At 43.6% G+C, this 12,962-nt stretch carries 16 protein-coding genes; 10 read left to right on the plus strand and 6 right to left on the minus strand.

Features of this window, described 5'->3' with window-relative positions; all coding sequences use genetic code 11:
• Positions 1-13: 13 nt before the first annotated feature.
• Complete coding sequence (locus DFR59_RS19085; RefSeq protein WP_245948536.1) at positions 14-1,870, plus strand: transglycosylase domain-containing protein; 1,857 nt, start codon at positions 14-16, stop codon at positions 1,868-1,870.
• A 141-nt stretch (positions 1,871-2,011) separates the two neighbouring features.
• On the opposite strand, the gene DFR59_RS19090 is transcribed toward DFR59_RS19085, so the two are convergent.
• Together DFR59_RS19090 and DFR59_RS19095 are read right to left on the minus strand one after the other, a co-directional pair.
• Positions 2,012-2,569: a DUF5366 family protein gene (locus DFR59_RS19090; RefSeq protein ID WP_114747257.1), complete on the minus strand. Its 558-nt coding sequence runs from the start codon at positions 2,567-2,569 to the stop codon at positions 2,012-2,014.
• 86 nt (positions 2,570-2,655) lie between these two features.
• Positions 2,656-2,892: a hypothetical protein gene (locus tag DFR59_RS19095; protein ID WP_114747258.1), complete on the minus strand. Its 237-nt coding sequence runs from the start codon at positions 2,890-2,892 to the stop codon at positions 2,656-2,658.
• 291 nt (positions 2,893-3,183) lie between these two features.
• On the opposite strand from DFR59_RS19095, the gene DFR59_RS19100 reads away from it, so the two are divergent.
• Genes DFR59_RS19100 through mnhG form a run of 7 tightly spaced genes read left to right on the plus strand, consistent with a single transcriptional unit; the run spans position 3,184 to position 8,951 of the window.
• Positions 3,184-5,604, plus strand: coding sequence for a Na+/H+ antiporter subunit A (locus DFR59_RS19100; protein ID WP_114747275.1), 2,421 nt, complete (start codon positions 3,184-3,186; stop codon positions 5,602-5,604).
• Entirely contained in the window at positions 5,591-6,013 is a 423-nt protein-coding gene (locus DFR59_RS19105) for a Na(+)/H(+) antiporter subunit B (protein WP_114747259.1), read from the plus strand. The genes DFR59_RS19100 and DFR59_RS19105 overlap by 14 nt, the downstream gene beginning before the upstream one ends.
• Complete coding sequence (locus DFR59_RS19110) at positions 6,013-6,354, plus strand: Na(+)/H(+) antiporter subunit C (RefSeq protein WP_114747260.1); 342 nt, start codon at positions 6,013-6,015, stop codon at positions 6,352-6,354. Before DFR59_RS19105 ends, DFR59_RS19110 begins: the two co-directional genes overlap by 1 nt.
• Positions 6,347-7,828 (plus strand): Na+/H+ antiporter subunit D, encoded by a 1,482-nt coding sequence (locus DFR59_RS19115; protein WP_114747261.1) that lies wholly within the window; start codon positions 6,347-6,349, stop codon positions 7,826-7,828. The genes DFR59_RS19110 and DFR59_RS19115 overlap by 8 nt, the downstream gene beginning before the upstream one ends.
• Before the next feature lie 4 nt (positions 7,829-7,832).
• Positions 7,833-8,309: a Na+/H+ antiporter subunit E gene (locus DFR59_RS19120; RefSeq protein WP_114747262.1), complete on the plus strand. Its 477-nt coding sequence runs from the start codon at positions 7,833-7,835 to the stop codon at positions 8,307-8,309.
• Between the two features lie 8 nt (positions 8,310-8,317).
• Positions 8,318-8,593, plus strand: coding sequence for a Na(+)/H(+) antiporter subunit F1 (locus tag DFR59_RS19125; RefSeq protein WP_425454729.1), 276 nt, complete (start codon positions 8,318-8,320; stop codon positions 8,591-8,593).
• The gene (gene mnhG, locus DFR59_RS19130) at positions 8,577-8,951 is read left to right on the plus strand and encodes a monovalent cation/H(+) antiporter subunit G (RefSeq protein ID WP_114747264.1); all 375 of its coding nucleotides are present in this window, start codon (positions 8,577-8,579) and stop codon (positions 8,949-8,951) included. The genes DFR59_RS19125 and mnhG overlap by 17 nt, the downstream gene beginning before the upstream one ends.
• A gap of 219 nt (positions 8,952-9,170) precedes the next feature.
• Here the strand turns inward: mnhG and DFR59_RS19135 are convergent, their stop codons facing one another.
• The gene (locus DFR59_RS19135) at positions 9,171-9,536 is read right to left on the minus strand and encodes a DUF2188 domain-containing protein (RefSeq protein WP_114747265.1); all 366 of its coding nucleotides are present in this window, start codon (positions 9,534-9,536) and stop codon (positions 9,171-9,173) included.
• A 73-nt stretch (positions 9,537-9,609) separates the two neighbouring features.
• A complete protein-coding gene (locus DFR59_RS19140; protein ID WP_114747266.1) occupies positions 9,610-9,993 on the minus strand; it encodes a PaaI family thioesterase in 384 nt (127 codons plus the stop codon).
• A gap of 131 nt (positions 9,994-10,124) precedes the next feature.
• Between DFR59_RS19140 and DFR59_RS19145 the strand changes: the two genes are divergently transcribed.
• On the plus strand, positions 10,125-10,703 hold the full coding sequence (locus DFR59_RS19145; protein WP_114747267.1) for a hypothetical protein: 579 nt from the start codon (positions 10,125-10,127) through the stop codon (positions 10,701-10,703).
• Between the two features lie 67 nt (positions 10,704-10,770).
• A complete protein-coding gene (locus DFR59_RS19150) occupies positions 10,771-11,163 on the plus strand; it encodes a YuzC family spore coat inner layer protein (RefSeq protein WP_114747268.1) in 393 nt (130 codons plus the stop codon).
• A gap of 585 nt (positions 11,164-11,748) precedes the next feature.
• Here the strand turns inward: DFR59_RS19150 and DFR59_RS19155 are convergent.
• Both DFR59_RS19155 and DFR59_RS19160 read right to left on the minus strand, forming a co-directional pair.
• Positions 11,749-12,024 carry a hypothetical protein gene (locus tag DFR59_RS19155; RefSeq protein ID WP_114747269.1) on the minus strand — a complete coding sequence of 92 codons (276 nt, stop codon included), beginning with the start codon at positions 12,022-12,024 and terminating at the stop codon, positions 11,749-11,751.
• 139 nt (positions 12,025-12,163) lie between these two features.
• The gene (locus DFR59_RS19160; protein ID WP_114747270.1) at positions 12,164-12,763 is read right to left on the minus strand and encodes a sulfite oxidase-like oxidoreductase; all 600 of its coding nucleotides are present in this window, start codon (positions 12,761-12,763) and stop codon (positions 12,164-12,166) included.
• Positions 12,764-12,962: the final 199 nt, after the last annotated feature.

The following is a 12,962-nucleotide window of genomic DNA, read 5'->3' on the forward strand; positions in this document are numbered from 1 at the left end:
GGAAAACCACAAAGTGCGGACGTTTACAGGCATTTCAGCCATATCCATCATGTTCATTTTATTTGCAGTCATTCTCTCCGGCTTCATCCGTGATGCTGGGGATTCACAGCGTTTTAATACCCTTTTAGATAAAAAAATAAATGTATCTGACACTCGCTTGCCAGAAGCGAGTGTTTTTCTTGATAAAAATGGTCAGGTCTTCGCAGAGGATCAGCATCCATTTCGGATTTCCCTTTCTGGTAAAGACATCCCGGCTTTTATCAAGCAGATTTTCATTACTTCAGAGGATAGGGACTTTTACAGCCATAACGGATTTGATATGAGCGCCATTGCCCGTGCATTTATGGAGAATACGAAGTCTTCCGGCATTGAACAAGGCGGAAGCACCATCACGCAGCAGCTTGCCCGCAATCTATTTTTAAACAACCAAAAAAACTATAAGCGCAAAGCTTCAGAGATTCTTATCGCCTATGAGCTCGAGAATACTTTTACGAAAGACCAGATCCTCGAAAAGTACTTAAATGCTATATACTTTCAGCACAATGTTTATGGAGTAGAGGCGGCTGCTGAATATTATTTTTCAAAACCGCTATCCGAACTGTCCAAAGGGGAAATGGCGTTTATTGCCGCTATCCCGAATAACCCGTCAAAATATGATCCTTATGTCCATTTTAAAGACACCAAAAATAGGCAGGAACGCCTGCTGGATCTTTTAGCCGCAAACAAAGAGCTGACGGCGCAGGAAGCCAAGACTATTAAACAGGAAAGAATCAACCTGGTCCCTTATAAGAAACATAATCAATATCCGGATTATGCGAGTTTGGCAAAAAAAGAGCTGCGGGATTTGATTGCTGCAGAAGATGGCTTCAAGCAAAAATTGCAATCTGCGAATTCAACAATCAGGAAAAGAGCAGAAGAGGATTTAAATCAACGTGTGAAGGAAGTATTACAATCAGGTGCCGTCATCCATACCAGCCTGGACCCCGGTATACAGGCTGCTGCCTCCAGCGCTGTCGATCAGCAGCTAAACGGTCAGCCAGAAGAAGGCGCAGAAGTTGTCATTCAGTATAAAGATCATCATATTGCTGCAGTCGTCGGGGGAAAAGATTATAAAGAAGGTTCATTCAACCGTGCATATCAAGCATTCCGTCAGCCGGGTTCTGCTATAAAGCCCCTGCTCGACTATGGACCTTATATCGAGACCTTCCATGCAGGTGTTTCAGATAAAGTATCCGGGGCGCCATTCTGTGAAAACAACTACTGTCCTTCCAACTATAGTGGTTCATTTTATGGAGATGTCTCTTTAAAGACTGCTTTTACGTTTTCTTATAATACACCAGCTATCAGGCTCCTCAGTAAAACAGGCATTAAAAAAGCCTTCTCATACTTGGCCCCTTTCCAATTCGAACAGCTGAAGCCTGAAGACTATAGGCTGCCGGCAGCCATTGGGGGATTCACATATGGGATGACTCCACTCGAATTGACTAATGCTTATTCAGCTTTTGTAAACAACGGCTATTACCAGCCTGCGAGAGCCATTTCAAAAGTAACGGACCGCAGCGGCAAAATTCTATATCAATGGCATGATAAGCCAGTGAAAGTATGGTCTATGTCCACAGCGAAAAAAATGAAGGAACTTATGGCATCTGTCGTTGAAAATGGGACGGGCCGGAAAGCATCCATTCCAGCAGCATACATCGGAGGAAAAACCGGCACAACAAATGACTATAAGGATTTTTGGTTCATAGGCATCAAAGATGACTTGCTCGCAGGCGTATGGGTCGGCAGGGACATCCCCTCAAGCATGCAATCCATAGAATCAACTGCGCCTCATTTGAAAATCTGGAAGAAAACGATGATGGATAGATAGGAGATATGAAAGGGGTTTTTGGTTGATTTAGAGGGAATCCGCGAGACTCCGGCGGAAAAACGGGCCGGCAAGACCCCACAGCGAAGCGAGGAGGCTTGCGGGTTCGTCCGCGGAAAGCGAGTGGATTCACTCTCAATATTCTCATATAGGAAGACTGGCCAGCAGCCCTTGATAAAGCCGGAATCCTGAATATATGACCACAAGCAAAAACAATGCCCATGACAACACTTCATACAGAATGATGCCAACCAGCCCCATCACAGACAAACCAGCACTCACTTTATATAAATAGAAAACAAAATACCCAAATGCAGTGACAAAAAAAACGATCACTAACGCCCATACAGAAAATGCACAAAATATCGATAAAGTGCCTCCTGTAAAAAAAATGAGGCTTCCCGAACGCACCTTTTTCAAACTTTCACCCTCGACATCTTTTGAAAAAAACAATAAGGCCAATTCATGGATGGTCTGTGCAATAAGCTTCAAGGCAGAAAGCAGCATGAACATGAATAGAGCAATCATCACGAGGAGTGAGACCTTTATTTCCCCCGCACTCATGATTTCGCGCATTCCTTTATATAATCCAATCCATTTAAAGAAGGAGATAATCTGTCCCTCTCCATAGATTGAAAAGGATAAGCTGAATAAAAGGATGGATAATAGCGGCATATAGCCTGTTAAGTAAGTATTTTTCACTTTAATAGACCCCTCATTGTCGGTTTGCCTTTTTATTGTATCGTTTTCCTCAATGCGTGCAAATGACAATTTTGGCATCTTTTTTATTATTCGTTTGTAATAGATTCGATTCTTATATATTCCCTCGGTTTGAACGGCTTCCGGGTCTTATGATTCTTTTTTTCATCTTTGATTGTTTCGGCATTGGCACGATCGGCTCCCTCCAGCAAGGAAACAGACTCATCTCCGGGACCATATACTCTCTTTTGCTTCGAATGGATTTGCCACGCTCCTCCGAAAAGCAGGGTAAATATCAGGATTGCCATCGTCCATTTTTTCTTCATTTCATCACCGCCTGCTATTTATTCTTTCAGCAGTGAAAAAATATATTCAAAAAAATACTCCTTATTTTGACACTTCTCTACATATTTAATACGAAATCCAGCAACTTGGATAAATCAACCTCTCACGCATGCATACTGGTTTTTTTTGCGTTATAATTCAGATAACATCGGTTTGCGGGAGTTTAAATGGAAGAATGGTTTTCACAAAAGAGGAGAATATTTATTATAGATTTCCAATTTGTAGAAACCGCAATTTTTGACAGCTATTTTATTCATCAAGGGGGGATTTTTTTGTCACTGCTGCATTTAGCCATTTTTCTGCCTTTTATCATGGCAGTCTTTGTGCCATTTTTATATAAAGGTTTTCGCAAAATTCATACAGGGTGGTTTGTCCTAATCGTTCCAGCACTTTTGTTCGGCTATTTCCTGCACTTTATCCCTACTGTACGGGAAAACGAAATAATTAAACGGACAATCCATTGGATTCCTTCACTTAAGATCGATTTTACTGCTTACCTGGATGGACTAAGCCTCCTATTCGCCCTTTTAATTACAGGGATCGGGACATTGGTCGTATTCTACTCCATTTTTTATCTTTCAAAAAAACGGGAGCAATTACATAACTTTTATGTTTATCTGCTTATTTTCATGGGCGCCATGCTTGGGGTGGTCCTTTCTGACAACCTCATCAGCCTTTATACTTTTTGGGAATTCACCTCTCTTTCCTCTTTTCTCTTAATCGGGTATTGGTACCAAAGAGACGGGTCTCGCTACGGCGCCCAAAAATCCATGCTGATTACCGTATTCGGCGGATTATCCATGCTTGGGGGAATCTTCCTTCTCTACAATATGGCGGGAACCTTCAGCATCCGTGAATTGATCACACATAAAGAGCTGATCATGGCTTCGCCGCTGTTCATCCCTTCCATGCTGCTGATTCTTCTCGGGGCATTCACAAAGTCTGCTCAATTCCCATTCTACATCTGGCTTCCAGATGCCATGGAGGCACCAACTCCAGTTAGTGCATACCTCCATTCGGCAACAATGGTAAAAGCGGGCATCTATCTTGTCGCACGCATGAGCCCTGTCTATGCAGAAAGCCCAGTTTGGCTTTGGATTATTGGCAGCTTCGGGATCTTCACCATGTTCTGGGCTTCATTCAATGCGATAAAGCAAACAGATCTTAAAGGAATTCTTGCCTTTTCGACTGTAAGCCAGCTTGGCCTGATTATGTCCTTGCTCGGGGTCGGGGCAGCTGCATTGCATTATAAGGACATGGATGAAAATATCTTTATCGTGGCGACAGCCGCTGCGGTCTTCCATTTAATCAACCATGCCACATTCAAGGGAGCTCTCTTCATGGTCGCTGGCATCATCGACCACGAAACGGGGACTAGGGATATTCGAAAACTCGGCGGACTGATGGGCTTAATGCCAATCACCTTCACCATCGCTTTAATTGGATCATTTTCAATGGCAGGATTGCCTCCTTTCAACGGCTTCCTCAGTAAGGAAATGTTCTTTACCGGCATGGTGCGTGTAACGGAAATGGATCTTTTCAGCTTAGATACTTGGGGCCTGTTATTCCCGATTATCGCATGGGTGGGAAGCATCTTTACCTTCCTATACAGCATCATGTTATTTTTCCGCACATTCACCGGGAAGCTTCAAATGGACAAGCTGGAGCGCAAACCGCATGAAGCACCTGCGGGAATGCTCGCACCTCCCATTATTCTGGCAGCACTGATGATCATATTCGGCTTTTTCCCGAACATCTTGACCTATAACATCATTGAACCGGCTGTTGGTGCGATACTTCCGGAGCTGTTGGAGCCAGGTGAACATTTTGTCGGCCACATCTCGTTCTGGCATGGTCCTGGAATTGAGTTATTCATGACCATCGGAGTCATTGCATTAGGGGTCGTCCTTTATTTGACTCTTTCAAAATGGGGGAAAATCTATTCCTGGTTTCCTGACAAGCTGACATTCAATCATTTATACGATCAAATCATCAAATGGTTGGAATCAGGGGCAAAATCAATAACAAAAGGATATATGACCGGATTTATCCGCTCCTATCTTGTCTACATCTTTCTATTCTTCATCGTCATTTCCGGTGTGACGCTCATCACGAAAGATGCATTCAAGATCGATGTTTCCAATATTGCGCCGATTGGGGTATACGAAGTTGTCCTGGCACTCATCATTGTCATCGGATCGGCAACCATCCTGTTGGCAAAATCCAGGCTGACCTCCATCATCGCGCTTGGTGCTGTAGGGTATACCGTTTCCTTATTTTTCGTTATTTTCAGGGCACCGGACCTTGCTTTGACACAGCTTGTCATTGAAACGGTTTCGGTTGCTTTGTTCCTTTTGGCTTTCTATCACTTGCCGCCATTGAACAAGCACGAAAAAGGAATCGGATTCAAACTTGGAAATGCCTTGATTTCCATTGGGGTCGGTGTGATTGTTACGCTGGTTGCCATTTCAGCTCACAGCAATAAATTGTTTGATTCAATCGCCAAGTATTATATTGAAAACACCCATGACAAGGCAGGCGGGGAAAATATGGTCAACGTAATCCTTGTTGACTTCCGTGGATTCGATACGATGTTTGAAATCTGCGTACTTGGAATTGCAGCGTTAGGCATCTTTGGAATGATCAGGCTTCGCTTAACCAACGAAGGAGGGAAAACGAATGAAAAAAAATGATGTCATCTTACAGACAGTGACGAACGTTGTCGTTTTCATGATTTTTCTCTTTTCCCTTCAGGTATTCTTTTCAGGGCACTATCATCCCGGCGGAGGATTCATCGGTGGTTTGATGACATCCGGTGCCATCGTACTGCTCCTGCTTGCTTATGATATCAAGACGGTTTCAAAGATCATCCCGATTGACTATAAATTGTTAATCGGGATCGGACTATTCTTTGCGGTTGCAACAGGTGCGGGGTCCCTGCTCTTCAATGTCCCGTTTTTGACACATGCATTCAGCCATTTCGATCTGCCGATTTTGGGAGAAACCTCCCTTCACACTGCAGTCTTGTTCGATACTGGTGTTTATCTCGTCGTCATTGGTGTCACAATGACCATTATTCAAACGATAGGAGAGGGTGAATAATGGAAATATTAATGGCTGTCATTATTGGAGTTTTATTTACCAGCGCGGTCTATCTCATGTTATCCAAAAGCTTGCTGCGGATCATCATCGGAACAGGTTTATTAAGCCATGGAGCCCACTTGCTGATTCTTACCATGGGCGGCTTAAAGAAAGGGTCCGTGCCGATTTTGGGAGAGCACGCCAAGCATTACGTCGATCCCATTCCGCAGGCCCTGATCCTGACAGCGATTGTCATCAGCTTTGGAGTAACTTCATTCTTTTTAGTCCTGGCTTATCGAGCCTATCAAGAATTGGGTACAGATAATATGGACCAAATGAGAGGAACAGAAGGCAATGATTAATTTATTGATTTTACCGATCATCATTCCGCTGTTTACAGCGATCCTGTTAATCTTTTTAACTAAATATATTGTTTTGCAAAGATGGATTTCAGGTCTATCCATGATTGGGACCATTAGTGCTTCAATCATCTTGATTCAGACGGTCCATACAGATGGCATACAGACATTGAATTTGGGCAGCTGGCCAGCTCCATTTGGAATCACACTCGTATCTGACATGCTTTCAGCCCTGCTTGTAGCCACATCAAGCATCATCGCATTCTGCTGTTTGATCTATTCCTTTCGATCTATCGGTGAAGGCAGGGAAAAGTTCTATTATTATTCTGTTTTCCAATTTTTATTGGTAGGTATCAACGGGGCTTTTACGACAGGGGATATTTTCAATCTCTTTGTATTTTTCGAGGTCATGCTGATGTCTTCCTATGTCCTTATGGTCATCGGGGGGACAAAGATTCAATTGAGGGAATCCATTAAGTATATTCTGGTCAATGTCATTTCCTCAGCCTTATTTGTCATTACCGTAGCGTATCTTTATTCTGTCATCGGAAGCTTGAACATGGCTGACATTTCCCGAAAGATCACTGAAATCAATCAGCCGGGAATCGTTACAGTCATCGCCATACTATTCTTGATTGTATTTGGCTTGAAAGGTGCGATCTTTCCTCTCTATTTCTGGCTTCCTGGATCGTATTATGCACCTCCCGCTCCGATTATGGCTTTATTCGGCGCCCTTTTAACTAAAGTCGGTGTCTATTCAATCTTAAGAACCTATACCTTGTTCTTCTACCACGATACAGGGTATACCCATCAAATCCTTATGGTCCTGGCTATCTTGACAATCCTGGCAGGCATCATCGGCGCCATCGCCTATGAGGATATTAAAAAAATCATCATATACAACATCATCATCGCTGTTGGCATCATTACATTCGGGATATCCGTCATGACAGAAGAATCACTGACAGGCTCTGTATTTTATCTCATTCACGATATGCTTTTAAAAGCTGCCATGTTTTTATTGATCGGCATCATCATTGCCATTACAGGAACAAGCAGACTTTCAAACATCAGCGGTATGATCAAGCGCTATCCCCTTCTTGGATGGATGTTCTTCCTTGCCTCCCTTTCATTGGCGGGAATTCCACCATTCAGCGGATTTGTAGGAAAACTTCTTCTGGTGAAGAGTGGATTTGCAGCAGGGCATTATATCGGGGCTGCTGTGGTCTTGATGTCTAGTCTCTTTGTACTCTATTCTGTCATGAAAATCTTCATCAATGGTTTTTGGGGAGTACCGAAGGAGTTTCCAAACGAGGGCAAGGTTCCTGTTTATATGTTATTAGCACCTGCAGGGCTTCTGATCGCAATCGGGATTACCTATGGGATAGGGGCCGAATTTGTACACTCCTATATCTCACAGGCCGCAGAAGTCCTAAAAAATCCAGCACTCTATATAGATGCTGTATTAAAGGAGTAATAGAATGGCATTTCAAATACTATTAAACTTTTTCCTTGCATTTTTATGGATGTTTCTCCAGAACTCGTTTAAAGGAAAAGATTTTTTTATCGGATATATATTAGGACTGCTTATCATTTTCGGTCTAAGAAGGTTTTTCAATAGCCGTTTTTACTTGCTGAGAGCTGCTGCAGTCCTGAACCTTGTCTATATTTTCATCAAGGAGCTTCTCTTGGCCAATTGGGCCGTCTTTAAAGTGATCTTAAAGCCGAAATTGGATATGAAGCCGGGCATATTCGCTATGTCGACCACGCTAGAAACGAAATGGGAAGTGACGGTGCTCGCCAATTTGATCACATTGACGCCAGGCACATTTGTGATTGACGTCTCTTCCGATAATAAAATACTTTATATCCATGCCATGGATGTTCCTGATGTGGAAGAAGCCATTGATGGTATCAGAAATTCGTTTGAAAAAGCGATTTTGGAGGTGAGCAAATAATGCTCGACATGGTCTTGAAAATTTCGTTGATCTGCATCTCCATCGCCATGCTCGCCTTGATCTATCGGGTCATTAAAGGGCCCACAATCCCTGACAAGGTCATTGCACTTGATGCAATTGGCATAAATCTCGTCGCATTGATTGCACTCATCTCCATGCTCCTTAAAACGAGCGCATTTTTGGAAGTCATCCTGCTCGTCGGGATTCTTGCTTTCATCGGCACCGTCGCATTCGCCAAATTCCTCGAGAAAGGGGAGATCATTGAACGTGACCGAAATCATTAATGTATTTGCAGGGATATTCATCGCAATCGGGGCTTTACTAAGCTTGGTGACGGCCCTAGGCATCTTGCGCCTACCCGATGTATACACCCGCAACCACGCCGCATCTAAAGGGTCTACACTAGGAGTGATGTCCGTCTTGCTTGGAGCATTTCTTTACTTCTATACGTTGGACGGGGACTATAATTCAAGGCTGATCCTTGCCATTGTTTTTATCTTTATCACATCGCCGGTCGCTGGGCATTTGATCAGCCGGGCAGCCTACAATACCGGCATACCCATGTGGGAGAAAAGCGTTCTCGATGAACTGAAGGATAAAGAAAAGCATGAAAAAGATGGACTCAAAAGAGAAAAGCAATGAACATATGAAAAGACTGGCCGATGCCGGCCAGTCTTTTTTTATGAAGGCTCTTTTCTCAAAGTTTGTTGCTTTTATGCATTAAAATATGATAACTATGCAACCATGTCAGAAAAATTAGCTAGAAAAGAGCCTGGATACTCCACCCCAACGCACAAAATTCGTATTTTCACGTTAAAATCGGCTATAAGATTTTAACAACAATGGTTAAGAAAACAGCTTTTATGAATCATATAGCGTTGTTTCAACCGAACCGTCTTCTTTATGGATGACGAGTGAACCGTCATGGTCATTGGCATATTTTTTTGCCTTATCCAATAGCTTGTTCTTCGTTTCCTCCACATAGATGGCACGTTGTCCATCCGCTTTTTTTAGCTGCCAACCATTGTCATGCGGCAATAAATGATATTCCTCTTCCTTCTGGCCGCCTTCCATTGCCGATCTTGCCCGATCAATCGCAATCGGAATGGCCCTCTCTTCTTCATACCCTTCGTCAAGAAGAGCATTGCCGATTTCAATGGCCTTTGATTTCGTATCAATTGTCAGGTTTTTGAAAGAATCCGGGTAATCATTCTTGGACCAGCTCATTTTAATGAATCTCTCCTTTAAAATAGTAGTCCTTTATTGTTTTCCCAGACATTATTCAATTAAACGCCCTTCCTTATTTTTTTGGAACCACTGCCATCGTGCATCTGGACGTACAAATAAGCTTCTCTTCCTCGTCCACAATTTTTATTTCCCATACCATCGTACTTTTGCCTCGATGAACAGCTTCAGCAATGGCAGTGACAACACCGTCTTTCTTTGCACGGATGTGATTGGCGTTGATTTCAAGCCCAAAGCAAATTTCTTTTTCCAAATCAATCAGTTCAACGGCTCCAACGCTTGCAACCGTTTCTGCCAATGCAACGGAAGCCCCTCCATGCAGATAGCCAAACGGCTGCCTCGTCCTTTCATCCACAGGCATGGTCGCAACGACCTTCCCTTTTCCAATCTCCACAAATTCCATTCCAAGCGTCCCGATCAATGTATTTTCATATTTCATGATAAATGCCTCCTCCACTAGTCTACATTAGGGATAATTCAAGATTAGCAGACGAGAATCCTTTTTTCTGTCCAAATTCATTGCAACCTGGGGGCTTCCATAAACGTCTAATCGAAAAAGGAGGCTTTGAAATGAAGAAATTTATTGTGTTTGCTTTTTTCATGATATTAGCCCTTTCAAGCAGCACTCCTCTTTATGCTGCTCCTGATCCGGGAATCATTCATGAAAAGAGAGCTGACGCCAAAATACATATAAAGGGATTGATTGTAAAGGACGCTTTGATTAAGGAGCACAAGAGTCCTGTGTCGCAGGAGCGGGTTATGACAGTGAAAATTGAGCGTATCCTTCGAGTGGATCCTGCTTTGGACTGGCATGTAAAGCAGGAAGTGGATATCCCCTATTCCTATATCCCTGGCTGGGGACACTACTCAGGGAGTAAAAGCATCCAGGTGCGAGGTGGGGATAAGATTGAATTATGGGCAACTATCGAAAAAGGACAGCCCAGTTTAGTACTCGGAGGATATGGAATTGAAATTCTCAATTCAGCCGGTTCAAGAATTGAACATATAAAAGAACCATTGGATTCAAAGTGGAGCCGTTGGCAGAGCAATGATAGATCCTTGACCGTAATCATTCTCATCTGCTTGGGGATGGCCACCATATTTGTCTATGCATTGACCTCAAAATTTGGACACGAGAAAAAAGCATAGTACAAATTAGGGGCTTCATATTTTATAAGGAATCAGAACCTGCACGTTAAGAAAGGGGACCACACCCATGAGGAGACGCTATTTACATCCTCCCTCTTACTACCCTTATAGAAGGCCGATTCCCCCTTTTGCAGCCAATTACTATCCATTTTATATACGCGACTTCCCTCCAGCGAATCCCGAATTGTTCATGAAATCTGCCAAGCAAATGAAAATCCTCCTGAAAGATGCAGAATTGCTGATGGGAAAAATCTCCGAATCACGGGAATTTGCCGCAAAGATCATGGACATGGCTCAGCAGTCTAAATCCGTAGAGGTAGGAAAAATCCTTCAAGGCTCAGGAATCAAGAGCACCCCAGTGATCAAATTCAACCCCGATGGACTAAGTCTCATCTTCCACAGCAAAGAAGCCAACGAGCTGGACTGCTGCAACCTGCAAGTCGTGTTGAGGTGGGGGTGAAAGAAAAGCGGAAGCGGCTGGTCAGAGGCGTAGAGACTGGAGCGCAGCACCACGAGATAAAGGAATCACGATAAGCGATAGCGAATCGATGATGACTTATTGTAAGTGTGCTGAGCGAAGTCTCCCAGCCTCTAGCCGCTGGAGCTGGATCGAGAAACGCGGAAGCGCCCTGAAAGCCCCGACCAGCATAAGACGGAACTCGAAGGAAATCCTGATTTCCGTAGAGGTACGGCTTATGACTCGAGGGGCTGGGCGCTGGAGCTGGATCATGAAAAGCGGAAGCGGCTGATAAGAGGTCTAATTTTGCTGCTGATACCTGAGAACAAATTCCACAAAATGGATAGTTGAGCGGTTAGAGCAGAAAGTTGCGCGATAAATCCCAAAAGTGCAGAGGTTAAGACCGAAAGTTGAGAGCAAATCACACAAAGTGCGGCGGTTAAGACCGAAAGTTGAGAGCAAATCACAAAAAGCGCACCGGTTGATCCTAAAAGCACCGAGCAAAATCAACAAATCCGCACCGGTTCCATGTCTAAAAACTCAAAAGGGAGCCATGCACAAAGCACGGCTCCTTGTCTTTCGCCAATTTCAGTAGTAATAAGGGTATGGGTACGGATAAGGGTATGGATAACCGTAGCCATAGCCGTAGCCGTATCCTGGTGCAAGTAATGCACTTCCCAGCAATCCGCCTGCGATGCCTCCTAGGAATGGCGCACCAAATCCCCATCCCCCGAAGCCCCATGGCCTTCCGAAACCAAATCCAGGTCTTCCAAAACCAAAGCCCGGTCTCCCAAACCCAAAACCTGGTCTGCCGAATCCAAAACCTGGCCTTCCAAAAAACGGTCTTCTCATGTCTTCATGCATTGGGTAATCCTCCTTTTATATACAGCTCAATGGCCTCTCTACTTTTTATGCAGGCTAAAGCTGATTTGCGTGGGCGATACCCTAGCAAAAGAAATCATCCCAAAAAGAGGAAAAAAGACTTAGTGAAGACCATATCCTATCAATCCCATGAGAGCCTCTCTTCCTTCCATGGATTTCCATAATTATGATATCCGTTTTTCTCCCAAAATCCAGGCTTATCCACTTTGGAAAATTCGATTGCCCTCAGCCATTTTGCGCTTTTCCAAAAGTAGAGATGAGGAACCACCGCCCTTAGTGGATATCCATGCTCAGGGGTAAGCTGGTGTCCTCCATGTGAATGAGCCAATAATGTGCTCTCTCTCATAAAATCATCCAGGGGGAGATTCGTCACCCACCCTTCTTCCGAATGGAGGATGACAAATTGAGCTTCAGGCTTCAATTTCACGATGCTTGCTATATCCGAAGCGGCAATTCCTTCCCACTCATTATCAAGTTTTGACCAGCCGGTTACACAATGAATATCGTTGGATCCCATTTTTTGGGGAAGCTTCATCAAATCGTCGAAGGTAAAAAGAGCCTCATTTTCTACTTCTCCAAAAACTTTAAGGTCCCAATCCTTCAAGTCTTGTTGATAATACGGAACATTGCCTGCATGAAGAACAGGGAAAGTAGTTGTCACATTTTGATTCGGCGGCACCCTGTCACCGTCAAATTTCTTTTTGACTTTGCCAAAATACATTCGCTCTCCTCCTAAACGGAAAACAATTATTTCTATTATTGTACCCAAAAAAGGGACACGGGGACAGGTTCCTTGTCCCAGCAAATGGGACGAGGAACCTGTCCCCATAGCCGTCAAGTTAAGCGAAAAGGTGTAAATATTGGGTGAAATCCGTTATCCTTCCATAAAGAAATCTTTATGAAAGGATGACTTTTATGGA

Origin of the sequence: Falsibacillus pallidus (assembly GCF_003350505.1) — a bacterium.
In the GTDB taxonomy this organism is placed as follows: Bacteria; Bacillota; Bacilli; order Bacillales; family DSM-25281; genus Falsibacillus; species Falsibacillus pallidus.